Annotated in this window: 19 protein-coding genes, 1 tRNA gene and 1 pseudogene; 15 read left to right on the forward strand and 6 right to left on the reverse strand. The window is 62.0% G+C overall.

Features of this window, described 5'->3' with window-relative positions:
* The first annotated feature begins 25 nt into the window (after positions 1–25).
* Positions 26–916: an alpha/beta hydrolase gene (locus CK224_RS09070; protein WP_095781530.1), complete on the forward strand. Its 891-nt coding sequence runs from the start codon at positions 26–28 to the stop codon at positions 914–916.
* 71 nt (positions 917–987) lie between these two features.
* On the opposite strand, the gene CK224_RS09075 is transcribed toward CK224_RS09070, so the two are convergent.
* Positions 988–2,061, reverse strand: coding sequence for a site-specific integrase (locus tag CK224_RS09075; RefSeq protein WP_095781531.1), 1,074 nt, complete (start codon positions 2,059–2,061; stop codon positions 988–990).
* A gap of 244 nt (positions 2,062–2,305) precedes the next feature.
* Complete coding sequence (locus tag CK224_RS09080; protein WP_095781532.1) at positions 2,306–3,469, reverse strand: porin; 1,164 nt, start codon at positions 3,467–3,469, stop codon at positions 2,306–2,308.
* A 441-nt stretch (positions 3,470–3,910) separates the two neighbouring features.
* Between CK224_RS09080 and CK224_RS09085 the strand changes: the two genes are divergently transcribed.
* The 3 genes and pseudogenes from CK224_RS09085 to CK224_RS09095 all read left to right on the forward strand — a co-directional run bounded on the left by CK224_RS09085 (position 3,911) and on the right by CK224_RS09095 (position 5,579).
* A tRNA-Ser gene (locus CK224_RS09085) sits at positions 3,911–4,001 on the forward strand.
* 65 nt (positions 4,002–4,066) lie between these two features.
* A pseudogene (locus CK224_RS09090) lies at positions 4,067–4,344 on the forward strand (GIY-YIG nuclease family protein).
* A 98-nt stretch (positions 4,345–4,442) separates the two neighbouring features.
* The gene (locus CK224_RS09095) at positions 4,443–5,579 is read left to right on the forward strand and encodes a porin (protein WP_095781533.1); all 1,137 of its coding nucleotides are present in this window, start codon (positions 4,443–4,445) and stop codon (positions 5,577–5,579) included.
* A gap of 493 nt (positions 5,580–6,072) precedes the next feature.
* On the opposite strand, the gene CK224_RS09100 is transcribed toward CK224_RS09095, so the two are convergent.
* A complete protein-coding gene (locus CK224_RS09100; RefSeq protein WP_095781534.1) occupies positions 6,073–7,752 on the reverse strand; it encodes a sulfotransferase in 1,680 nt (559 codons plus the stop codon).
* 330 nt (positions 7,753–8,082) lie between these two features.
* Entirely contained in the window at positions 8,083–9,750 is a 1,668-nt protein-coding gene (locus CK224_RS09105; protein ID WP_095781535.1) for a sulfotransferase, read from the reverse strand.
* Positions 9,751–9,876: 126 nt separating this feature from the next.
* Here CK224_RS09105 and CK224_RS09110 point away from each other — a divergent pair, with 126 nt between their 5' ends.
* The 7 genes from CK224_RS09110 (at position 9,877) to CK224_RS09140 (ending at position 17,957) form a co-directional block, all read left to right on the forward strand.
* Entirely contained in the window at positions 9,877–10,989 is a 1,113-nt protein-coding gene (locus tag CK224_RS09110; RefSeq protein ID WP_095781536.1) for a pyridoxal phosphate-dependent aminotransferase, read from the forward strand.
* Between the two features lie 73 nt (positions 10,990–11,062).
* Complete coding sequence (locus tag CK224_RS09115; protein ID WP_095781946.1) at positions 11,063–11,347, forward strand: acylphosphatase; 285 nt, start codon at positions 11,063–11,065, stop codon at positions 11,345–11,347.
* Between the two features lie 201 nt (positions 11,348–11,548).
* On the forward strand, positions 11,549–12,706 hold the full coding sequence (locus CK224_RS09120) for a CAP domain-containing protein (protein ID WP_095781537.1): 1,158 nt from the start codon (positions 11,549–11,551) through the stop codon (positions 12,704–12,706).
* Positions 12,707–12,810: 104 nt separating this feature from the next.
* Positions 12,811–14,520, forward strand: a complete 1,710-nt coding sequence (locus CK224_RS09125) for a type I secretion system permease/ATPase (RefSeq protein ID WP_245425911.1) — start codon at positions 12,811–12,813, stop codon at positions 14,518–14,520.
* Position 14,521: 1 nt separating this feature from the next.
* The gene (locus tag CK224_RS09130) at positions 14,522–15,949 is read left to right on the forward strand and encodes an HlyD family type I secretion periplasmic adaptor subunit (protein ID WP_095781539.1); all 1,428 of its coding nucleotides are present in this window, start codon (positions 14,522–14,524) and stop codon (positions 15,947–15,949) included.
* Between the two features lie 136 nt (positions 15,950–16,085).
* Positions 16,086–16,736, forward strand: coding sequence for a TetR/AcrR family transcriptional regulator (locus CK224_RS09135; RefSeq protein ID WP_066997517.1), 651 nt, complete (start codon positions 16,086–16,088; stop codon positions 16,734–16,736).
* 57 nt (positions 16,737–16,793) lie between these two features.
* A complete protein-coding gene (locus tag CK224_RS09140) occupies positions 16,794–17,957 on the forward strand; it encodes an isovaleryl-CoA dehydrogenase (RefSeq protein WP_095781540.1) in 1,164 nt (387 codons plus the stop codon).
* A 17-nt stretch (positions 17,958–17,974) separates the two neighbouring features.
* Here CK224_RS09140 and CK224_RS09145 read toward each other — a convergent pair whose 3' ends face one another.
* A complete protein-coding gene (locus tag CK224_RS09145) occupies positions 17,975–18,367 on the reverse strand; it encodes a hypothetical protein (RefSeq protein ID WP_066997523.1) in 393 nt (130 codons plus the stop codon).
* A 244-nt stretch (positions 18,368–18,611) separates the two neighbouring features.
* Here CK224_RS09145 and CK224_RS09150 point away from each other — a divergent pair, with 244 nt between their 5' ends.
* The 4 genes from CK224_RS09150 (at position 18,612) to CK224_RS09165 (ending at position 23,258) form a co-directional block, all read left to right on the forward strand.
* Positions 18,612–20,219: a carboxyl transferase domain-containing protein gene (locus CK224_RS09150; protein ID WP_095781541.1), complete on the forward strand. Its 1,608-nt coding sequence runs from the start codon at positions 18,612–18,614 to the stop codon at positions 20,217–20,219.
* 2 nt (positions 20,220–20,221) lie between these two features.
* Positions 20,222–20,752, forward strand: a complete 531-nt coding sequence (locus tag CK224_RS09155) for an O-acetyl-ADP-ribose deacetylase (RefSeq protein ID WP_066997529.1) — start codon at positions 20,222–20,224, stop codon at positions 20,750–20,752.
* 120 nt (positions 20,753–20,872) lie between these two features.
* Entirely contained in the window at positions 20,873–21,247 is a 375-nt protein-coding gene (locus CK224_RS09160; protein WP_176477891.1) for a hypothetical protein, read from the forward strand.
* Positions 21,248–21,296: 49 nt separating this feature from the next.
* Complete coding sequence (locus tag CK224_RS09165; RefSeq protein WP_095781542.1) at positions 21,297–23,258, forward strand: acetyl/propionyl/methylcrotonyl-CoA carboxylase subunit alpha; 1,962 nt, start codon at positions 21,297–21,299, stop codon at positions 23,256–23,258.
* Positions 23,259–23,420: 162 nt separating this feature from the next.
* Here CK224_RS09165 and CK224_RS09170 read toward each other — a convergent pair whose 3' ends face one another.
* On the reverse strand, positions 23,421–24,542 hold the full coding sequence (locus tag CK224_RS09170) for an ABC transporter substrate-binding protein (RefSeq protein WP_095781543.1): 1,122 nt from the start codon (positions 24,540–24,542) through the stop codon (positions 23,421–23,423).
* Positions 24,543–24,669: the final 127 nt, after the last annotated feature.

The raw sequence follows: 24,669 nt of genomic DNA on the forward strand, positions 1-24,669 counted from the left end.
CACCTCAGCGAGGAGCAGCATCCGGATGGCGAGCGACGGTTTCTACGACTTCTTCTATGCCGCACCCGATGGGCTGAAACTGCATGCCCGCATTTATGGCGAGGCGAACAGCGGTGGCTGGCCGGTCGTCTGCCTGTCCGGCCTCACCCGCAATGCGCGCGACTTCCATGAACTCGCGCTTTACCTCTCCGGCAAGGCGAAGACGCCGCGCAAGGTCGTCGCTTTCGACTATCGCGGCCGTGGCCGATCCGACTACGATCCCGACATCAGCCACTACAATGTCGGCGTCGAAGCCGGCGACGTGCTCGCTGGCTTGTCAGCGCTGGGTATCGAAGAGGCTGGCTTCATCGGCACCTCGCGCGGCGGACTGATCATCCATGTGCTCGGCGCGCTGAAGCCGGCCGCGTTGAAAGCCATTGTCCTCAACGATATCGGCCCGGTGATCGAGGCGGAAGGTCTGGCCCATATCCGCTCATATCTCGATCGCGCGCCGAGGCCGAAGACATTCGCCGAGGCAGTCGATGCGCAGCGGCGCGTGCATGGTGGCGGCTTCCCGGCGCTCACCGATGCCGACTGGGCGCGTATGGTTGGCGCCATCTGCCGCGACACGGATGCCGGGCTGGTGCCCGATTTCGATCCTGCCCTGGTCGAGACCCTGGCCAATGTCGACTTCAGCAAGCCACTGCCGGATCTTTGGCCACAGTTCAACGCGCTTGCCGCCGTGCCGTTGCTCGCCATACGCGGCGGCAATTCGACGCTTCTCTCCACCGCGACGATCGAGGAGATGACAAAGCGTCATCCCGGCATGGAGACGATCACGGTCGAAGGCCAGGGACACGCGCCCTTCCTGGAAACCGGCAACCTGCCGAAGAAGATTGCGGATTTCCTCGATCGCGCCGAAGCCAAGTCCACGTAAAGTAAAGCCCGAGACTAACTCCGCCCCGGGCTTGTTTTTGAAATGTAGATTTCCCGACGCGTGGCGCGCGCCTATTTGCCCTTCGAGCTCTTGCGGCGTGCCTTCGCGGGCTCCGAGCCGCTCTCCTTGCGGGCGGCTTTGGCGGATGACGGGGTGGTCAACGGGGACGCAAACACCGAGTTCTCTGCGGGCCGCGGCGCCTCTTCGGCGCGCGGCTTCTCAAGCACGACGACGCAGCCATCGAGGTCGTTGGTGGCGAGGTGCGCGTACCGCATGGTCATCGACAGCGTCTGGTGGCCGAGCCACATCTGCACGCGCCGGATGTCGATGCCGCCCTGGACGAGTCGCGAAGCGCAGGTGTGGCGCAGGATATGCGGCACCACTTGCTCATCGGCGCCTAGACCGACTTCGGCCTTCGCCTCGTTCCAGATGGCGCGGTACTGCGCCTGGGTGAGCTTGGTGAACGGACCCTTCGGCCGGCGACCTTCGGTGGTCGGCGGCAGCTTGATCACCTCCTTGACCCGTTCGGTCATCGGGATGGTGCGGCTGCGGCCCGACTTTGTGATCCAGAAGCTGACGCGGTGTTCCTGGATGTCGTTCCAGATCAGGCCAAGCGCCTCGCCGAGGCGGCAGCCGGTGTCGACTAGGAAGACCGAAAGTCGGTAGGCATCTTCGCTGCGGCTCTTGATGGCGGCGAACAGCCTTGTCTCTTCGTCCCTTTCGAGGAAACGAATCCGTCCCGCCCGCTCCTTCTGGCGGCGGAACTCGGGCAGGCTGTGGATATCTCCCATCTTATGAGCCTTGCGCAGCAGCTTGCTGAGTGCAGCCATCTTGCGATTGATGGTTGCGTTGCTGTTCCCGCGCTGGCGCAAGGTACCGATAAGATTGTCCAGGGTGTTCTGGTCAAAGGTGCTGAAACGCTCTCCCAGAAGGATCTCGTCTATTTCACCGATGAATGAGCTGACATTGTATTTATGCCGCCCATCATCCCAGAGTATATCCCGGTATGCTGTAAAGAGCTCACTGACCCTGTACGATTTTACTTCCCGGATCTTGTTATAGGTGTACCTAAACTTCGAATTCTGAGAAGAAAACACCGCAAAATGACCAGAGGGCTCCCCCTCTTGAATCGCTTCGTTCGACATTTTTAGCCACACCCCCTGTGGTTAAGGGACCAGCCCTAACCGCTCGGGAGCATCCTTTCAAGAGTTTTCGAGTCTGGCCTCCGACCCCATCCGCCGCCGGCGGATCCCACAAAGTCGCTATACAGACCCGATCAGCTTACCGTTTTCACCCCCATCCTTTCGTTGCGTTGATCCATCGCGAAAAGCAAAACGGCCCGGGCGCAGAGATGCCCGGGCCGGATTTCATGTTGTTGCAGTCCAGCCCTTAGAAGGAACGCTGGAAGCGGAGGATGCCGCCGACGCTGTTCTTCTTGTCAGCGTTGGTCCAGTTGCCATAAATGGTCGGGGTATCGAAGTTGCCATAATGGTTCCAGTCAACTTCGGCCGTGACCGTGAAGCCCGGGACAACGTCGTAGGCAACGTTTGCCGCGACGCCGTAATTCTTGTCGTCGTCACCTGACACCTGGAGGTTGAACGAGGTCTTCTCGTTGAACTTATAGGTGCCGCCAGCCCACCAAGCCCAGTTACCGCCCCAGATCTTGTAGAAGCCGCGACCATTAGCGTCGATGACATTATCATCGTTGAGCTTGCCGTCGTTGCCATAGCCAAACATGCCGAACAGCGAGATCTGGTCATTGACGTTGACGTCCAAGCGAACCTTGCCGGTCACCTGTTCGTAATTGCTGTCATAAGCCAAAACACCGGTGACGGCGCCCCAGCCCTGCGTCCACTTCACACCGCCGACGACATGCGGAACATAGCTGTCGATGGTGTAGACGTCGCCGTAGCCCTCTTCGAGCGAGACCACTGCCGAGAAGCCGTTGCCGGCGTCGAAGTAGTACTGCACGACGTTGGTGTCGAAGCCGCCGTAAGGAACGATCGTGTCCTGGATAACGTTGCCGGCGTAGCCGATGAACGTATCGAAGGCCGATTCGTCCTTACCGACGCGGAGACCGCCGAGCTGGATCCAGGCGAAGTTCAAAGACACGGGCTTGTTGCCAGCCGGATTGGTGGTGGCGACACCACCATAAATTCCGTCGGTGGTTCCGCGACCATTGCCGAAGTTGAAGCGGGTCTCGGTGTAGGTCTTCAACGTGCCGAGTTCGGTTTCCTGGCCGGTCCAGGTCTTCAGCGTGAAGCGAGCATTTTTCTTCCACGTGCTGTTCTCGTCGCCATCGACCTTGTCGATAGCCTTGGCACCGTCGAACGAGCCGATGTCGCCAAGGCCAATGTCGTAACGAACGTAACCGCCGATGCGCAGGCAGGTCTCGGTGCCGGGGATGTAGAAGTAGCCCGAACCGTAGACGTCGCAGATCTTGACGTATTCAGCCGGTTCCGGCTCGGCGACGGTCACCGCGTCGGCGGCGCGAGCACCGGAAACTGCGATCAGGGCCGCAGCTGAGCCGAGAAGAAGGCTCTTGATGTTCATTTTCTGACCTCCAGTCAAAAGTTAAAAAACGGGTCTGGGTATTTTTTGCTGAAGGACAGCGTTCCCTGCCCCATCCCCACTTACCGAAAAAGATGCGCACCGCGCCGCTCCTTCGAACGAGACCTTTACCCAGGCGGCGGCCGCGTTCAACCATGATCGTATCGGCGAAAGCCCAGTCCGGACGCTATCCCCGGACGTTGTTGCACAAATGACACGATTTGGCCTCACTCCGAAAGTTCTCATTAACCATTAAGGCCTTGCAGCCGGTCGAATCCGGCGATGTGCGGCCGAAATTGCGGCGCCAGCTGCGAGTCACCGGCCGGGAATCGCCATGGAATCGCCGCATGGGAACACTCATCCTGCTGCCGGCGTCGAATTTTCAGCGATTACGGCGCGGGCTTGTTGATTGTGCCGCCGCTTTTCTTTATCCAGCGGCGCGACGGAGAGGTGGCCGAGTGGTCGAAGGCGCTCCCCTGCTAAGGGAGTAGAGGTCAAAAGCTTCTCGTGGGTTCGAATCCCATCCTCTCCGCCATCCTGCTTCGCTCTCCGAGCTACGCAGGACAAGCCCCGTTCGTGCGAAGCAGGATGGCGGAGAGGATGCCCTCCGAAGCCTTGGCGAAGGAGGGCCGGTCCGTTTGGTACGTATACCTGATTGAGAGCGAGGCTTTCGTAGGCGAGCGTTATATCGGCATAACATCGGACCTGCGGCGACGAATTGCTGAGCATCACGCCGGAAAGTCCAGTCACACTTCCAAATTTTCCCGTGGCGAATCGTGACCTACATGGCCTTTTCAAGCCGAGCAAAGGCGACTTCGTTCGAGCGCTATCTCAAATCGGGATCCGGGCACGCGTTCGCCAGCAAACGTCTGTGGTAGCGGCCACTCGGAAAAAATACAACAATAACAAAGCACTGACACCGGTGACAGTCGAGTGAAATCGACGCTGCCGTTCGATTCTGACTGGAGGTCAGAAAATGAACATCAAGAGCCTTCTTCTCGGCTCAGCTGCGGCCCTGATCGCAGTTTCCGGTGCTCGCGCCGCCGACGCGGTGACCGTCGCCGAGCCGGAACCGGCTGAATACGTCAAGATCTGCGACGTGTACGGCGCCGGCTACTTCTATATCCCCGGCACCGAGACCTGCCTGCGCATCGGCGGCTATGTCCGCTACGACGCCGCTGGTGGCGACATCGGCTCGTTCGACGGCGCCCGCACGAGCGATGTCGTAACCGGCAAGGACCAGGGCACATGGTTCAAAAACACCCGCTTCACGCTCAAGACCTGGACCGGCCAGGAAACCGAGCTCGGCACGTTGAAGACCTACACCGAAATGCGCATGAATTTCGGCAACCGCAACGGGGACTTTGAGTACAACGAAGCCGGCAACAAGACCTTCGACCTGCACTTCGCCTGGGTTCAGCTCGGTGGACTGCGCGTCGGTCTCGACGAATCGGCTTTCGACACCTTCGTCGGTTACGCCGGCAACGTCATCAACGACACGCTGGTCCCCTACGGCGGCTTCCAGACCAATGAAATCCAGTACTACTTCGATGCCGGCAACGGCTTCTCGGCAGTGGTCTCGCTGGAAGAGGGTTCGGGTCGATATGACGGGGCAATTGGCACGATCGACAGCTATGTTCCGCATGTCGTCGGCGGCGTGAAGTACACGCAGGGCTGGGGCGACATCGTCGGTGTCGTTGCCTACGACAGCAACTACGAAAACGTATCCGGCAAGGTTCGCCTGGATGTGAACGTGACCAACGAACTGTCGCTGTTCGGCATGTTCGGTTACGGCAGCGACGGCAAGCTTGGCGATGTTGGACTCGCTCGCTCCTTCTACAAGCCATGGGGCGGCCATTGGGCCTTCTGGGCCGGCGGCACTTACAAGTTCAGCGACAAGGCCTCCTTCAACCTCCAGGTGTCGGGCGATCAGTTCAAGAACTACGGCATTGCAGCTAACGTTGCCTACACCGTCGTTCCCGGCCTCACCATCACGCCCGAAGTTGACTTCCTCCACAATGGCAGGTTCGGCGATTTGGACAATTCCAACTGGACCGGTGCCACCAAGAAGAACAGCGTCGGCGGTATCATCCGTTTCCAGCGCGACTTCTAGAACCAGATATTTTCTGGGGAGACAGGAAAACCCGGCGGGCAACCGCCGGGTTTTTTCTGTTTTGAGTGCATGTCGAGGTCCCCAATCGCTGCGCAGTTTGGGTGTTGCAGCAATGTCCGAGCCGCCTTTGGCGTTCGACACGATATCGGCGTAGCGGCTGTGGAGAGCTCCTAAAATCCGGGGGGACAGCCGCTCCTGTACTGCCGGACATCTCTCCATCACTTGAGAGCTGATCGAATGTCACGCCGCATATGCCAATTGCCAACGTCGCAGCATGGAACGGGATGCCGAAGCTGCCAATCTCGCGACTTGTGGGGAGATATTCAGTCCGGCCCGCAGTTGCTGCCGAAGGTCCGGCAGGACAAAGGGGGCGCGAACGGTCATAACGGATCCGGCTTTGCGTCGCCGCATTTCCTCAAGCAAACGACCAAGCCGTCAGAATCTCCGGATCGAGCAACTGGCTGGCCGGAGCGGCTGCGCCCGGCGATCGAATTCAAAGCTCGGCCAGGTCACCCAAGGCTCCAATCAGGGGGGTGATCTCGGCTTCGAAATTCTTCCAGCGCCTCACGGAGGATCTGTAGACCGGCTGACGAACCTGCCAGCGGCTGGGGGTGGTAACCGCCCCTTCCCTGTCGAAGAAGCGCAAGCAGGCATCATTCCACGGCAACCCGAGATAATCGATGAGCCGGCGCGACTGCGCCTCTTGGTCCTCCACAAGTGTCTCATATCGATTCTCGAAGATGCGGCCTGAGAACACCTCGTTCCAATGACGCATCAAGCGATCGTACTCGCGATAGTAGAGACCGAGCGTCTGCAGGTCCGTATTGTAGCCGTGCGTCGAGCTGAACGGCAGGACGTAGCACGATACGCAGTTGTCGATAGCATCGCGGCGACAGTGAATGATGCGCGCCTTAGGGAAGAGAAGGCTGAGAAGGCCAACCAATTCGAAATTGTGCGGCATCTTATCTATGATGCGCCGCGCCGTCGGAGCGCGCTCCCGCAGATAGGAAAGATGCTCTTCTGCCAACGTCTTGGACAAGCCCTCGGTGATTGTCGTGATCGGTTTATCAAAATCGGAGGCAGAGGCTTGCAGACCGATTGCATTCGCCACCCGCCTTAGCTTGCTCAACTCTCCCGCCCCGTGAACCTCGGGATGACTGGCGCATATCTGTTCGGTAAGCGTGGTGCCCGAGCGCGGCATGCCCACCACGAACACAGGCGCTTCGGAAGAATTGCCGTAACCGGACCTTACCGCAAAGAAATCCGGCGTAAACGTTTCAATCGTCAGGTCTATGAAACGACGGTACCGATCGATGTCGAATTTGTGACCTTCCGCTTGCTTCGCCTTCTTGAAGTGGCCGAAGGCTGCCGCATAGCGCTTAAGGTCGTTCTCCACTTTACCGGCGGCGTAGTTGAGACTCGCTTTAGCCTCCGGCTTAAGCCCCGGCCTGTTCAACTCGCGAAGGATCGACTGGAATTCGGCGGGCTCCTCAGTGAATTTTCGGGTTTGCACAAGGTCGTAGTAGGCGGCCGCCACGTCGATGCGGCGTTCGATCGCCTCCTTGAGATAAGAAGCGGCCTCATCCATGCGCCCAAGGCCAGTGAGCGCGGCTGCTATTCCGATCCGCGCCTTGGGATGGTCGCGCTTGATCCTCAGCGCCTTCTCATACAGGGGCAAAGCAAGATCAGGTTTGTCGAACTGGGTGTAAACGCCCCCCAAGGCACAAAGCGCCTCTACCAGATCGGGCTGCACTTGCAAGGCATATTGGATGTGTTTGACGGCCGCTGAGAATTCACTCAGCTTCCCATAGGCCTCGCCGAGGCTAAGATGGTAGTAGGGGTTTCTAGGCTCCTCGCCGACTGCACGCGCGAAATAGCGCAAGGCCGCCTCATCATCGTAACCCAGACAGACGGTGCCCATGATGTACAGGGCCAGCGGATGATTTGGCGTTCGAGCCAGCACCTGGAAGCATAAATCCTGTGCTTCATCAAGGCGTTTGGCCTGTTGACACTCATAAGCTTTCTTCAGCAAAGCGTCGTCGGCCTGTGCGCGGGCAAGCGAATCTTGCTTCTGAAGGCTCGGCTGTGGCGGACTTGCCTGGGGCCATCTGGACTTCGGCGTAACGCCGGATTTGAGGTGTTTGGACCAGGCAGGCGGCAGTCGGTTATTCATCCCTTTGGCTAGCAAAGGGGGCTGGCCGAATCCAGTAAACACAATGCGATGCGGGTCCGCTGAAATAGATGTTCAGCGCCCCAATCCATCTCCGTCTGATCGGCCCACAGGTACTGCCAGCCTTGGCACGCATCTGCACCTTGCCTCTACGCCGATTGGATGTTCCCTTCCCGCAAGCGGCATCGTTTCAGAGGAGATTATTTGCGCTGACATATCAATTTCGGCGCGCATTACAGCTCGCCAGGTCGCCCAAGGTGTTTTGGTCGTACTCTGTCAACCCATGTGCGCCAGAGGCCAAATTGAGATATGGGGCAGCCTTGCCAGCGGCAGTCAAATCTCCGCCAAGTCACCCAACGCTTCGATCAGGGGCTGGATTTCGCGCTCATAGTTCTTCCAGCGCTTCACCGAAGATTTGTAGATCGGCTGGCGAACCTGCCAGCGACTGTACGTGTTTACCGCACCATCCCTCTCGAAGAAGCGAAGGCATGCATCGTCCCATGATAGCCCAAGATAGTTTATCAGACGGCGCGACTGCTCCTCCTGGTTTTCAATCAGCGTCTCATAACGATTTTCGAGAATACGACCCGGGAAAACTCTGTTCCAATGGCGCATCAAGCGATCATACTCGCGATAGTAAAGTCCAAGTGTGCGCAAATCGCAATTGTAGCTATGGCCTTCGCTAAAGGCCAACATGAAGCAAGAAACACAATTATCGATGGCGTCGCGACGGCAATGAATGACCCGCGCATTGGGGAAGAGAAGCCAGATGAGGCCTACCACTTCGAAATTGTGCGGCATCTTATCGATGACGCGCGCCGCATGGGGTGCCCTCTCCCGTAGATAAGCCAAGTGTTCATCCGCCAGCATTTTTGAAAGATCGGGTGTGATTGACATGATCGATTGGGCCATGTCGCCCGAAGAGCGATCTAGTAGGCCGGTTGCGTTCGCAACTCGCCTCAGCTTGCTAAGTTCGCCCGCGCCGTGCGCATACGGATGGCTGGCGCAAATTTGTTCAGTAAGCGTGGTCCCCGAACGTGGCATGCCAACAACAAAAACAGGCACTTCGGACGAATTTCCATAGCTTGCTCTTTCGGCTAGCAGGTCTGGGGTGAATATCTCGATCATCGAATCGACCCAGCGCCGGTACTGGTCGACATCGAACCTGTAACCTAAGGCCTCTTTCGCCTTGTTAAAGTGAAAAAAAGCCTGTTCGTAGCGTTTGAGGTCGTTCAGAACCTTGCCGGCCGCGTGATGGAGTTGCCCCGCGCACTGGCCGCCCAGCTTTGAATTGTCGAGTTCGCGCAGAATGGATTGGAGTTCCGCGGGCTCCTCCGCGAATTTGCGGGTGTGTACAAGATCGTTATAGGCAGTTGGCACTTCAATCCGCCGATCGATCGCTTCCTTCAGGTAGGTAGCGGCTTCATCCATCCGCCCGAGGCTGCTGAGCGCATTAGCAAGCCCTATGCGTACCTTCGGATGGTCGCGATTGGTTTTCAACGCCTTCTCGAAGAGCGGCAATGCCATCTCGGGCTTGTCGAACGCCAGATAAACACGGCCAAGAGAACAAAGCGCTTCTACAAGGTCAGGCTGCAAGTCCAGTGCATACTCTATGTGCTTGATCGCTGACGAAAACTCGCTGAGTTTTACATAGACGTCGCCGAGACTTAGATGGTAGTAAGGATTTTTAGGCTCCTCGCCGACAGCTCGCGCGAAATATCGCAAAGACTTTTCATCGTCATAGCCTACATACACTGTCCCCAGAATGTACATAGCAAGAGGATGATTTGGAGTGCGCGCAAGGACTTGGAGGCATAAGTCCTGAGCCTCGTCCAGCCGTTTGGCTTGCTGGTGTTCATAGGCTTGCTTCAGGAGCTCGTCGTCGGCTCTCTCTCGCGCGCGCAGATTTGTTTTCAGCAAACTGGCTTGTGGCAACTTGGCTTGCGGCGCAGGGCCGGATCTGATGTGCTTTGACCAAGCAGGCGGCAGTCGATTGTTCATGGTGCCTCGCTACCAAAAACAAGCGGCGGAATCTAGCCTGAGCCGCGCAATCGATGGTTCTGGCGCAGCTTGCGTCCTTCCATCGCTCACGCTAGCAAGAAGCCTCCTCTCAACCGAGCCTTTGCCATGCGCCAGCGCCCTTCCCTTACGCCGATCGTCGGCGCGCTTCCCAGCACGGTGCCGTTCGTCGGGCCGGAGGCGCAGGAGCGCGAGCGCGGGCGGCCTTTCCGCGCCCGCATCGGCGCCAATGAAAGCAGCTTTGGGCCCTCGCCGCGCGTGATTGCCCGCATGGAGAGCGTCGCGCGCGACCAGTGGATGTATTGCGACCCCGACAATTTCGAGCTGAAGGTCGCGGCGGCCGCGCATCACAATGTCGGCGTCGAGAACGTGGTGGTCGGCGAAGGCATTGACGGACTGCTCGGCCTTGTCGCGCGCATGTATGTCGCGCCGGGCGACGCGGTGGTGACCTCGCTTGGCGCCTATCCCACCTTCAACTTCCACATCGCCGGCGTCGGCGGCCGGCTGGTGACGGTTCCCTACACCAACGACAAGGAGGACCTCGACGGGCTGGTTGCCGCTGTCGCCAGGGAAAGAGCGCCGCTCGTCTATCTCTCCAATCCGGACAATCCGATGGGAAGCTGGTGGGAGGCGCCGGACGTCGTCGGCTTCATCGAGGCGCTGCCGGAAACCACCATGCTGGTGCTGGACGAGGCCTATGGCGAGCTCGGACCGGCCTCGGCGCTACCGCCGATCGACGTCGCGCGGCCGAACGTCGTGCGCATGCGCACCTTCTCCAAGGCCTATGGGCTTGCCGGCATCCGCTGCGGCTATGCGGTGGCCGAACGGGAAGTGATCCGCGACTTCGAAAAGATCCGCAACCATTACGGCGTCAGCCGCATGGCGCAGATCGCCGGGCTCGAGGCGCTGGCCGATCAGGACTATCTGAATTCGGTGGTGGCGCGCGTGGCCGCGGGGCGCCGGCGCATTGCGGCCATCGCCGAGGAAAACGGGCTGAAGCCGCTGCCCTCGGCGACCAATTTCGTCACCATAGACTGCGGCCGCGACGGCGCCTTCGCGCTGAAGGTGATGCAGGCGCTGCTCTCGCGCGACGTCTTCATCCGCAAGCCGATGGCGCCGCGGCTCGACCGCTGCATCCGGGTCAGCGTCGGCCTCGACCATGAGCTCGACATCTTCGCCGAGGAATTGCCCGGCGCGCTGGCGGCGGCGCGGGGGAACTAACGGCGATCCACAGCCGTTGCGTTTGCGCGGCGCCGAGCCGGATTCCGTAGGGCTTTCGAAGGCGGAGACGAGCATGGTCGAGCAAAAGAGAACCGTTCGGGCGCGCATCTCCGGCAAGGTGCAAGGGGTCAGCTACCGGGTTTGGGCGCGGGACGAAGCCGTGCGCCTCGGACTGACGGGCTGGGTGCGAAACGAGCACGACGGTTCGGTCACGGCGCTCATCTCCGGCGCCGACGCAGCGATCGACTCGATGGTCGATCGGCTGTGGCGGGGGCCGAGGGGCGCGACGGTCATCAGGGTCGAGATCGAAGAACGCACGGACGACAGCGCACCTATCGACTTCAGGATCATCGCCTAAGCAAGTCCGCCGAAATCAGCTTCCATCCACCGATCGGCAAACCGTCCGACATTGCTTCTGGTGCGATACGCACACGATATATGTGCGTATATTCCGATTTGTTACTTTAGCGCCGCATGATGAACATATTTGCTCCATAGCCGGAAAGGCGGGTGACGGAGATCAGGGGGTTCACCGAACAATATCAACGGGGATATTTCAATGCCGCAGCACAGTGCCAACGAGCAGTATCTGCTCGAGCTCATCAATGCTGAGCGCGCCAAGGCCGGCGCCCAGCCCCTGGCCTTCGACAACGATCTCAGCGAAGCCGCCGAGGGCCACGACAGGTGGATGCTGGCCACCGACACATTCTCTCACACCGGCTCTGGGGGTTCGTCGCCGACGACGCGCATGACGAATGCCGGTTATACGCTGAGCGGCTCATGGGCCACGGGCGAGAACATCGCCTGGGCAACGACCCGCGCGCCGACCGGCTATGTCGACGAGGTCAAGCTTCTCCACACCAATCTGATGAATTCTACCGGGCATCGGGCCAACATCCTCAATTCCAACTTCCGTGAAGTTGGGCTCGCCTTCGAGGTCGGCGACTACAAGGGCCGCAGCAGCGCCTTCGTCACCGAGGATTTCGCCAAGAGCGGCACGGATCTCTTCCTCACCGGCGTCGCTTTCGACGACAAGGACGGCGACCGTTTCTACGATCCGGGCGAAGGGCTGGGCACCATCACTGTGACCGCCAGGAACTCAGCCGGCCAGACCTTTAAGACCACGACCTCGGCCGCCGGCGGCTATGATCTAGCGCTGAAGCCCGGCACCTATAACGTCACTTTTTCGGGCGCCAATATCGCCACTTCGACGCAGACGGCGACAATCGGCACCAAGAACGTCAAGCGCGACCTGATCGACCCGGCAATGAAATCGGGCACGCTCGCGGCGACGGCATCGGCAGAAGACTCAGGATCCGATTCAAGCCACGCCCCGGCCGCGCCGACCAGCGGACCGAACACGGGCAACGGCACCAAAAACTGGCTCGCCGACTTCTTCGGCAAGCATCCTGTTGGCGACCGGGGCACGCCTGGTCTCACCGACTCCACCGACGCGCCCAAGCATGATGCGGTGGCCTTGGACAGCGACCAATTCTTGTTCCGTCACGCCTCGCACGCCAATCCGGACAACGCGCCGGATCCGTCGGACCATGTCCAGCAGGCTGTGGAACGGGCGGCAGCGGGGCTGCACGACCACCTGCCGTCCGACAATCCGGTCTTTGCCGACGCGGCCGATGCGGCGCAGTCCGCGATCACCAAGATCCTGGCGCAGATTGCCGGCCATTCCGACCATCAAACGACGGAACTCGTCGGCTGATCCATTCACCGCGGGCCGCGCCTCGATCGCGGCCCGCCAACCCGCCTCAAGCCGGGCGCGGTTTTTTCGGGGGTAACCATCTGACACGCTCGCCTTTAGCTGACCTGAAACCTTCCGAGCTTCGCAAGGCGCTCGCCTCCTTCCGCGGCCCGTATGCGGCCGTCGCCGGGCTCAGCGGCCTCATCAACGTGCTGATGCTGTCCGGTTCGCTGTTCATGCTGCAGGTCTATGACCGCGTTCTGCCTAGCCGCAGCGTGCCGACGCTGGTGGCGCTGATCATTCTGGTCGCCGTGCTTTATGCCTTCCAGGGCGTCCTCGAAGCGATCCGTGCGCGCGTGCTGACACGCATCGGCGCCGGCATCGACGAGCTCATCGCCGGCCGCGTCTTCAACTGCCTCGTGCGGCTGCCGCTTAGAACGCCTGATCGCGGCGAAGGCCTGCAGGCGCTGCGCGACCTCGACCAGGTCAGCGGCTTCCTTTCCAGCCCCGGCCCGGGTGCGCTGTTCGATCTGCCATGGATGCCGCTCTATGTTGTGATCTGCTTTCTTTTCCATCCGTGGATCGGCGTCGCGGCGCTCATCGGCGCGCTGCTGCTGGTCGCGCTGACGGGGCTCACCGATCGCCTGGTCCGCGCCCCGACCAAGGCAATGTCGGGCTTCGGCACAAGGCGCGGCGCGATCGCGCAGGCGAGCGCCCGCAACGCCGAAGTGCTGGCCGCCATGGGCATGGGCGAGAGGCTGGCCGGGCGCTGGAGCCAAGCAAACAACGCCTTCCGCGAGGCGCAGGCGAAGGCGAGCGACCTGACGAGCGGATTGGGTGCGGCTTCGCGCATCATGCGCATGATGCTGCAGTCGATGGTCCTGGCGCTCGGCGCCTATCTGGTCATTTACCAGCAGGCCACGCCCGGCATCATCATCGCCAGTTCAATCCTGACATCGCGGGCGCTGGCGCCGATCGAGCTCGCCACCGCGTATTGGAAGCACTTCCTCAGCGCGCGCCAGAGCTGGCAGAGGCTGGTCGATCTGTTTGCCGCCTTTCCGGTCGACGATGGCGGCATGGAGCTTCCGGCGCCAAACGCGACACTCGCTGTGGAAACCGTCGGGGTGACGGCGCCTGGTGGACGGCGCATCCTGCTGGAGGATATAGACTTCTCGCTCGGCGCCGGCTCCGGCATGGGCCTGATCGGCCCGAGCGGCTCCGGAAAATCGTCGCTCGTGCGCGCGCTCGTCGGCGTATGGCCCACGATGCGCGGCAAGATCCGTCTCGACGGCGCTGCGATCGAGCAGTGGCCGGCGCAGGCGCTTGGCCGCCATATCGGCTATCTGCCGCAGGATGTCGAATTGTTCGCCGGTACGGTCGCCCAGAACATCAGCCGCTTCGACGAGAACGCCATGCCGGAGGCGATCATCGAGGCCTCCCAGGCTGCCGGCGTGCACGACATGATCCTGCGCCTGCCCGAAGGCTATCAAACCGAGATCGGCGAGAGCGGCGCGGCACTTTCCGCCGGACAGCGTCAGCGTGTAGGCCTGGCGCGCGCGCTGTTCGGCAATCCGTTCCTCGTCGTGCTCGACGAGCCGAATTCCAACCTCGATGCCGCGGGCGACCAAGCGCTGACGCGTGCCATCGAAGGCATCAAAGCGCGCGGGGGCATCGTCATCGTGGTCGCGCATCGTCCCAGCGCCCTCGCCGCGCTCGACCACTTGCTGGTGCTGAATGGCGGCAGGCAGCAGGCATTCGGGCTGAAGAGCGAGATCGCACGGCAGGCTTTGCAGCCGGTGACGAAACCGCTGCATGCGGTCGGATCGGCGGGCTGAGATGAGGTCGGCAACTCCCGATTTCAAAGCCGATGCGTTGCGCGTGGTGCGCGACATCGCATTGTCCGCCAGGGCGCGCGCGATCGCGCTGCTCGACCGCGGTTCGAAGCCGATCGAAGGTGCTTCGCCCCAGCAGCAGCGCTTGCGTCAGGCCATTCGCAGGAACGTCCGGGCGGGAGCGATCGCAGCGGCGCTGCTTGTCGGCGGGCTCGGCCTTTGGGCGGCATCAAGCAGTCTTGCCGGAGCCGTGGTCGCAGGCGGCCATCTGGTCGTCGGCTCGAACGTGAAGTCCGTCCAGCATCCGCAAGGCGGCGTCGTCGGCGCTCTCAACGTGCAGAACGGCAGCACGGTCGAGGCGGGCGACGTCCTGGTGCGGCTGGACGACACGGTGGCGCGTGCCAATCTCGCCATCGTCGACAACGGTCTCGACGAGCTCTCTGCCCGCCGCGCCCGGCTGATTGCCGAACGCGACGGCGCCCAGGCGGTGCTCTATCCCGAGCAGCTGTCGGGAAACGCGCATGCCCCTCAGATCGGTCATCTCATCGACGGCGAGAACAGGCTGTTCGCGCTGCGGCGGCAGGCGCGCGAGGGCAAGATTTCACAGCTACGCGAGCGCATCGTGCAGTTCCGTCAGGAGATCGCGGGTATCGAGGCCCAGCTTAGGAGCAAGCAGCAGGAGATATCCCTCACCAAGATCGAGCTCGAGGGCATGCGGGACCTCTGGAAAAAGAAGCTGGTGCCGATCTCGCGTCTGGCCGATCGCGAACGCGCCGAGGCAAGGCTCGACGGCGAAAACGGGCAGTTGATCGCCGCCGCCGCGCAGACGCGCGGGCGCATCAGCGAGATGGAACTGGCGATCATCCAGATCGATCAGGACCTGCGCAGCGAAGTGGCGGGCGAACTGAGGGAGATCGACGGCAAGATGAGCGAACTGCGCGAGCGTCAGATCGCGGCCGAGCAAACGCTGAAGCAGATCGATATCCGCGCCCCGCAATCGGGCCGGGTGCATCAGCTGGCCGTGCACACGATCGGCGGCGTGATCGCGCCCGGCGAGGCGATCATGCAGATCGTGCCGAGCGCCGACGCGCTGGTGGTCGAGGCGCGCGTCGCGCCGCAGGACATCGACCAGGTGCGCATCGGACAGAACGCCACGCTTCGCCTTTCGGCCTTCAGCCAGCAGATCACGCCGGAAGTCGAGGGCCAGGTTGACCGTATCTCGCCCGACCTCATCGAAGACCAGAAAGCCGGGGTCGCCTATTACGCGGTGCGCATCGTGCTGACGCAAAGCAGCCTCAAACAGGCGGGATCGCTGGAACTGAAGCCGGGAATGCCGGCGGAGGTGTTCCTGAGAACCGGCGACCGCACGGTGCTTTCCTATCTGCTTAAGCCCCTGACCGATCAGGCGAGCCGCGCTTTCCGCGGCGACTAAGTCGCTCCGCTCTACAGATCCAGCCGAGGCTTGCGTCAGACCGATTGCAGGCCATTGCCCTTCGGCCTGAACACCATCGCTTGCCCGCTTGAATTAATTGAACGTTCGTTTTATTATCTGCTTCGCAGAGGCAAACATGGCACGCACCACGGGTTCAGATGGCGAAAAAACCGAGGCGGCCGTTCGCGAGGCGGCGGTCGGGCTGATCGCGCGGCTCGGCTATGAGGCGATGTCGATGCGCCAGCTGGCGACCGAAGTCGGCGTGCAGGCCGCCGCGCTCTATCGCTATTTTCCCACCAAGGAGGATCTGCTGTTCACGCTGATGCGCGAGCATATGGAAGGCCTGCTCAAGGCCTGGGATGACGCGCGCCCGGCACCGGCCGATCCGGCGGCGCGGCTCGCCGCCTATGTCGAGAACCACATTGCCTTCCATATCGAGCGGCGCCGCGCCACCCATGTCTCCAACATGGAATTGCGCAGCCTCTCGCATGAGCGGCTGACGCAGATCCTCAAGATGCGCACGGCCTATGAGAAGGAATTGCGCGCGATCCTGCGCGACGGCGCCGACGCCGGCATCTTCGAGATCGACGATGTCGGCCTGACCGCCATGGCGCTGATCCAGATGATGACCGGCGTCATCGTCTGGTTCCGTCCGGGCGAGCGGCTGTCGATCTCTGAAGTCACGGAGACATATCTTTCGATGACAAGGCGGCTCGTCGGCGCGAAGATCGGCGCCGGCAGCGCAACGCGTCCCGTCCGACGCGCAAAGGAGGCCACGGCACTTTGATTTCGCGCATTATCCTTATCGAAGTCGATTTCGGGGTCATGCGCCGGGAGGAACGCCATGTACACGAATACGCTGAACTTCGGGCTTGATGCCGACATTGAGGCGTTGCGCGATACCGTAAGGCGCTTCGCACAAGACAGGATCGCGCCGATCGCGGCCGATATCGACCGCTCCAACGAATTCCCGGCACATCTGTGGGGGGAGCTCGGCGCGCTCGGCCTGCTCGGCATCACCGCCGATGCCGAGTTCGGCGGCAGCGGTATGGGCTATCTCGCGCATGTCGTGGCGATGGAGGAGATTTCCCGCGCATCCGCCTCGGTCGGCCTCTCCTACGGCGCGCATTCCAATCTCTGCGTTAACCAGATCAACCGCTGGGCAACGCCGGCACAGAAGGAGAAATACCTCCCTGCGCTCTGCTCGGGCGAAAAGGTCGGCGCGCTGGCAATGTCGGAGTCCGGATCAGGCTCGGACGTCGTGTCGCTGCGGCTGCGCGCCGAAAAGCGCAACGACCGCTATGTGCTCAACGGTTCGAAAATGTGGATCACCAACGGACCCGATGCCGAGACCTTGGTGGTCTATGCCAAGACCGATCCGGAGCGCAATTCGCGCGGCATCACCGCCTTCATCATCGAAAAACCCTTTGCCGGGTTTTCGGTGGCCCAAAAACTCGACAAGCTCGGCATGCGCGGCTCGAACACCGGCGAGCTCGTCTTCGAGAATGTCGAGGTGCCGTTCGAGAATGTGCTGCATGAGGAAGGGCGCGGCGTCGAGGTGCTGATGTCGGGCCTCGACTATGAGCGCGCCGTGCTCTCCGGCGGGCCGATCGGGCTGATGGCGGCCTGCCTCGACGTGGCGGTGCCTTACGTGCATGAGCGCAAGCAGTTCGGCCAGCCGATCGGCAGTTTTCAGCTGGTGCAGGGCAAGCTTGCCGACATGTATTCGACGATGAACGCGGCGCGCGCCTATGTCTACGCCGTGGCCGGTGCCTGCGACCGCGGCGAGACCACGCGCAAGGACGCCGCCGGCTGCGTGCTCTTCGCGGCCGAAAAGGCGACGCAGATGGCGCTCGATGCCATCCAGCTGCTCGGCGGCAACGGCTATATCAACGATTATCCGACCGGGCGGCTTCTGCGCGACGCCAAGCTCTACGAGATCGGCGCCGGCACCAGCGAGATCCGCCGCTGGCTGATCGGCCGCGAGATCATGGCGGAGGGAGTGTGATGTCTCCCTCCGTCACCTCAGCCGAACGCCTTGGGCAGGTCGTCGGTCGGCTTGGCGACGATCTGATGCTCATCGCGCCACAGAACCTCACGCTGGCGCCGGGACGTGATCGAGCGCACAGGCAAGCCGCCCTCCTCGATCAGCCAGGCGCAATAGCGCGCACGGCTGATGGCTTCCTTGGCGTTCGGGTGGAACCAGCAGACGCCCCAAATCGACTCACGGCGCTTGAAATGCCGCCCAACCCGGCCAGGAATGGGCAAATGCCGATTGAACCAGTCGAACTGATCCTCCAGTTCGCCATGGATCCAGTCCGGGCAGCCATTCCGGTACAAGTACCAGGACGCATGGAAAAAGCCGCTCTCTACCCGGCTCTTCGGATGGATCAGCGGCGTTACAAACCGCACATACATAGTGACACCCACAGCGCTTGCAGGCGCCGTGTTCCTTTTGCTCGAATCCGGGACGTGGAAAGCCGCCCTTCGGCGGCGTCAGGCCATGGCCGAGGGGAGACATTTGGTGAAACGCATATCGATGCCTTTCATCGTCGCCTCCTGAGGTGTCATTCGTACAAAAGATGCCGCGCTGCGCACGCAGCATCCGGGTGCGGGCTGTTACACTGGTTGCGTTGCGGCATCAAGAGGTGTGAGGAATAACGTGGCCATACTCCAAACCCAAATCTCCCCCTCCTCGGAAAGCTTCCGCGCCAATGCCGAGCGCATGCGGGCGCTGGTCGACGATATCGCCGAGAAGGCGGCGGGCATCGAGCGCGGCGGCTCGGACGAGGCGCGCGAGCGCCACCAAAGCCGCGGCAAGCTGCTGCCGCGCGAAAGATTGGCGCAACTGCTCGACACCGGCTCGCCTTTTCTCGAGGTCGGCCAGTTCGCGGCATGGTCGATGTATGGCGAGGATATTCCGTCGGCCGGCATCATCACCGGCATCGGCCGTGTCGAAGGCCGGGAGGTCATGGTCGTCGTCAACGACGCGACGGTGAAAGGCGGCACCTATTATCCGGTGACGGTGAAGAAGCATCTGCGCGCGCAGGAGATCGCGCTGCAGAACAAGCTGCCTTGCGTCTACCTGGTCGACAGCGGCGGCGCCAACCTGCCCAACCAGGACGAGGTCTTCCCCGACCGTGAGCATTTCGGCCGCATCTTCTACAACCAGGCCAACATGTCGGCAGCCGGCATCCCGCAGATCGCTTGCGTCATGGGCTCCTGCACGGCGGGCGGGGCCTATGTGCCGGCGATGTCGGACGAAACGATCATGGTGCGCAACCAGGCGACCATTTTTCTTGGCGGCCCGCCGCTGGTGAAGGCTGCCACCGGCGAGGATGTCAGCGCCGAGGAGCTCGGCGGCGCCGAGGTCCACACCAGGCTTTCCGGCGTCGCCGACCACTATGCCATGGATGACGAGCACGCGCTGGCCATTTGCCGACGCATCGTCAAGAACCTGAATCGGAACAAGGCCGTAAGCCTGAACTTACAGAAACCGGTATCGCCGCTTCACGATCCGCATGAACTCTACGGCATCGTGCCGACGGATTTGCGCCAGCCCTATGACGTTCGCGAGGTGATCGCGCGTCTGGTCGACGGTTCCGAGTTCGACGAGTTCAAGCAGAATTACGGCACCACCTTGGTCACCGGTTTTGCGCATCTGCACGGCATGCCGGTCGGCATCCTCGGCAACAATGGGGTGCTGTTCTCGGAAAGCGCGCTGAAGGGCGCGCATTTCATCGAGCTCTGCTGCCAGCGCGGCATTCCGCTGATCTTCCTGCAGAACATCACCGGCTTCATGGTCGGGCGAAAGTATGAGGCCGGCGGCATCGCCAAGGACGGCGCCAAGCTGGTCACGGCGGTCGCCACGGCACGCGTGCCGAAGCTTACGGTGATCATCGGCGGTTCGTTCGGCGCCGGCAATTACGGCATGTGCGGCCGCGCCTATTCGCCCCGCTTCCTGTGGATGTGGCCGAATGCGCGCATTTCGGTGATGGGCGGCGAGCAGGCGGCGACGGTGCTCGCCATGGTCAAGCGCGAGGGCATCGAGCGCAAGGGCGGTGAGTGGAGCGCCGAGGAGGAAGCGAAATTCAGGAAGCCGATCCTGATGAAATACGAGCATGAGGGTCACCCGCTCTATTCTTCGGCAAGGCTTTGGGACGACGGCATCATCGATCCGGCCAAAACACGCGAGGTGCTGGCGCTCAGCCTCTCGGCGGCGCTCAATACCGGGGTCGAGGAAACGAAGTTCGGCGTGTTCAGGATGTGACGATGAGCGGCGTCAGCGATAGGATCCGCGTGCATACCGGCGACATCACCAGGCTTAAGGTCGATGCCATCGTCAATGCCGCCAATTCCTCGCTGCTCGGCGGCGGTGGTGTCGACGGCGCTATCCACCGCGCCGCCGGGCCGGAGCTGGTCGCCGAATGCCGGACGCTGAACGGCTGCAGGACCGGGGATGCCAAACTGACGAAAGGCTACCGGCTGCCGGCGCGCTATGTCATTCACACCGTCGGCCCGGTCTGGCACGGCGGCGGCGAGAGCGAGGCGGAGTTGCTCGCCTCCTGCTATCGGCGCTCGCTGGAGATTGCCACCGGTAAGGACTGTCGAACGATAGCATTTCCGGCGATCTCGACCGGCATCTACGGCTATCCGAAAGATCAGGCTACCGAAATAGCCGTCGGCACGGTTGCTGTTTTTCTAGGCGAAAACGCCATCCCCGAGACCGTAACTTTCTGCTGCTTCGACGATCTGACTGCCAAACTATACAGCTCAACCGTTGCTGCGATTGGGGGAGCCTGAACTTTATGACAAAGACGTTCCACCCGTTCACGAGATCGAGATTCTTGAGTGACCATCTAGCGGCGCCGGCAAATATTCGATATTGCTCATCCTGCATTGTCTTATGGGGATGGGGTAAAAATGACACGAGAATATCTGCGGAAAACATCCGCGTCGATACTTGCAGGAATGCTTATATTCGCCTCGTGCGGCGCTGTCGTCGCCGGGTCGCTGGCTGGAAGCGAGGGGGACAAGCGCTTTCCACCTTACATCCCACGCAATCCCAAGGATCCGTGCAACAGGGCATACAAGGCCTATTTGGCGGCGAGCGGCCATTCAGCCTACGCGACCACGCCTTATGCCCGGATCATGTCGTCTTACATCATCTGTGGTGGACACCTGAATGCGCCGTCCCAAAAAGTTGCGGAAGAGCTGGCGATGAAATCCTGCCTGGCCACGCGCGCGCACTACAAGGTGACTACGGGCGGCGCCTGCGAGATCGCCGCATCGAAGTAGGCCCGCGCCTGCCGAATTGGCGCTGCCCGTCGCAAACTCGGGAGGCTCCATGTTCGGCAAGATCCTGATCGCCAATCGCGGCGAGATCGCTTGCCGCGTCATCCGCACCGCGCGCAAGCTCGGCGTGCGAACAGTCGCCGTCTATTCGGATGCCGACGCGCGAGCGCTGCATGTCGAGATGGCCGACGAGGCGGTGCATATCGGCCCCTCGCCGGTCGGTGACAGCTATCTGCGCGGCGACAGGATCATTGCCGCGGCGCTTGCCACAGGCGCCGAGGCTATCCACCCCGGCTACGGCTTCCTTTCGGAGAACCCCGACTTCGTCGACCAGGTGACGGCAGCGGGCCTCATCTTCATCGGCCCGTCCGCCGCCTCGATCCGCGCCATGGGGCTGAAGGACGCCGCCAAGCGGTTGATGGAAAAGGCCGGCGTTCCGGTGGTGCCCGGCTATCACGGCGAAGCGCAGGAGATTGTGCTGCTTGCCACAAAAGCGCGCGAGATCGGCTACCCGGTGCTGATCAAGGCGCGCGCCGGCGGCGGCGGCAAGGGCATGCGGCGCGTCGACCATCCGGACGACTTCTCCGAGGCGCTGTCCGGAGCGCGGCGCGAGGCCAAGGCTGCCTTCGGCGACGACCGCGTTCTGGTCGAAAAATATGTCGACAAGCCGCGCCACATCGAAGTCCAGGTGTTCGGTGACAATTTCGGCAATGTCGTGCATCTTTTCGAGCGCGACTGCTCGGCGCAGCGCCGCCACCAGAAGGTGATCGAGGAGGCGCCCGCCCCCGGCATGACGCCGGCGCTGCGCAAGGCGATGACGGAAGCGGCGTTGAAGGCCGCCAAGGCAATCAGCTATTCGGGCGCCGGCACGATCGAGTTCATCGTCGATGGTTCCGAGGCCCTCAAAGCCGACCGCTTCTGGTTCATGGAGATGAACACACGGCTGCAGGTCGAGCATCCCGTCACCGAGATGGTCACCGGCGTCGATCTGGTCGAATGGCAGCTTCGTGTCGCCGCCGGCGAAAAACTGCCGAAGGCGCAGAACGAGATCGCCCTTGCCGGACATGCTTTCGAGGCGCGCATCTACGCCGAGGACGCGGCCAAGGGATTCCTGCCGGCGACGGGCACGCTTTATCATCTCAAATTCCCCGACACGCCGCCGGAGGATGCCGCCATGCGCATCGAGACCGGCGTGCGGTCCGGCGATGCGATCTCGCCCTTCTACGATCCGATGATCGCCAAGCTGGTGGTGCACGCCAGGGACAGAACCACCGCGCTTGGCGCGCTGCGCAAGGCGCTGGCCCGAACCGAAGTTGCCGGCTCGACGGTCAACACAGCCTTCCTTGCAGCACTCGCCGCCGACGCCGATTTCGCGGCGGGCGATATCGACACCGGCCTGATCGGCCGGCATCAGGACGCTCTTGTCGCTGTTCCCGCGCCAAGCGATGAAGCGATTGCCGCGGCGGCGCTGGCAGCGACCGACGCAAGCACGGCGGGTCCGGCCGCCGATCCGTGGTGCTCGCTCGCCGGCTATGCGCATTTCCATACGCTGGCGCGCCGCACCCGGCTGCGTTACGGCGAGGAGAACATCCTGGCCCGGGTTTCGGCGCGGCCAGACGGCCGCTTCCAGGTGGCGCTGGAGGCGCCGCATGACGCGCTCAACGCGCACGACCTCAGGAGCATGCCGCGCAGCGCGCGCTGGCCGGGCCATGTCACGGTGTTCGAAGGAGCGGTCGGATATACATTCACGGTGCCGGATCCGCTGGCCAAGGCGGATGAGGCCGCGGCCGCGTCGGACAGCCTGCGCGCGCCGATGCCGGGATTGGTCAAGCTGGTGCGCGCGGCAGCGGGCGATGCCGTGATCAAGGGCCAGCCGCTCCTGATCCTCGAGGCGATGAAGATGGAACATACGATCGCCGCACCCCATGACGGGGTGATTGCCGAGATCGCGGCCGAAGGCGCGCAAGTGAGCGACGGCACGGTGCTGGTGCGGTTCGAGGACGCACGGGGCTGAGCTGCCGGTCGCCTTGGATCGGCAACGGGACAAACTGGCTGGGGCGGCAGGACTCCAGGGGGACGCCGTAGAGCGCCGAACTGGCCTCCAAATCAGTGCCAAGGCACATACGAAAACGGCCGGGACAAATCCCGGCCATTTCCAATCGATCTGCAGAACGAATTACGGCTTGATCGGCGCGTATTTGCCGTCGTGCCACTGGTTGATGTCGTAGCTGGCGTTCTTCAGGTCGCCCTTCTCGTCGAAGATCACATCGCCGACCACGGTGCTGATCGGCTTGCCGTCCTTCAGCGCCTCGGCGACCTTGGCCGGGTCGTCGGTGCCGGCGCGCTTGACGCCTTCGGCCACCGCCTGGATCACTGCATAGGAGAACAGCGTGAAACCTTCCGGTGTGAAGCCGCCTTGCTTGATCTTGGCCACGGCCTCCTTCGCTTCCGGCTTCGACTGCGGATCCGAGGGGAAGACGAACATCGTGCCTTCACCGGCCGGGCCGGCGATCTGCCAGAATTCCGGCGAGGCGATCGAATCCGGCATGATCAGCTGGAACTTGACGTTCTGCTCCGCTGCCTGGCGCAGGATCAAGCCGGCCTCCGGATGGTAGCCGCCGAAATAGACGACGTCGGCCTTGAGCTCTTTCAGCTTGGTGACCAAAGCCGAATAGTCCTTCTCGCCGGCATTGATGCCTTCATAGTCGACCTCCTTGAGGCCGCCGGCATTCATGGTCGCCTTGACAGCATCGGCAACGCCCTGACCGTAGGCGCTCTTGTCGTGCAGGACGACGACGTTCTTGCCGGCATATTTCTTGGCGATCCATGGACCGATGAAAGCGCCCTGCGCATCGTCACGCGTGTAGAGGCGCATGATCGTCGGCCAGCCGGCCTTGGCCGCGGCGTCGGTCAGTTCCGGATTAGACGAGGCCGGGCTCATCATCAGGGTGCCGGCTTCGGCGTAGACGGCGGAAGCGGGAATGCTCGAGCCCGAGCAGGCATGGCCGTCGACGAATTTGACGCCGTTGGCGACGATGCGGTTGGCGACCGACACCGCCTGCTTCGGATCGCACTGGTCGTCCTGGATGTCGATCTTGATCTTGTTGCCGTTTACACCTCCGGCGGCATTGATGGCATCCGCCGCGGCCTGCGCGCCCTGTTTGAACTGGTCGCCGATGTTGGCGAGCTGCCCGGTCATCGGGCCGACCACCGAAATCGTGATGTCGTCGGCGAAGGCAACCGATGCGCTCATCGTCAGGCCCAATGCGGCCGCGCTCAAAATACCCAATCTTTGCATGACAATAGAACTCCTCCACTTGCGCGCGGCCGTTCCGGCCACGCTTCTTCCAGAGAGCCGGGACAATTTCACCCTTCGCCGGAACTGTCGAGAGCACAATGTATCGGGATTTGGTTCATTCCGACGG

Source organism: Mesorhizobium sp. WSM3862 (assembly GCF_002294985.1).
In the GTDB taxonomy this organism is placed as follows: Bacteria; Pseudomonadota; Alphaproteobacteria; order Rhizobiales; family Rhizobiaceae; genus Mesorhizobium.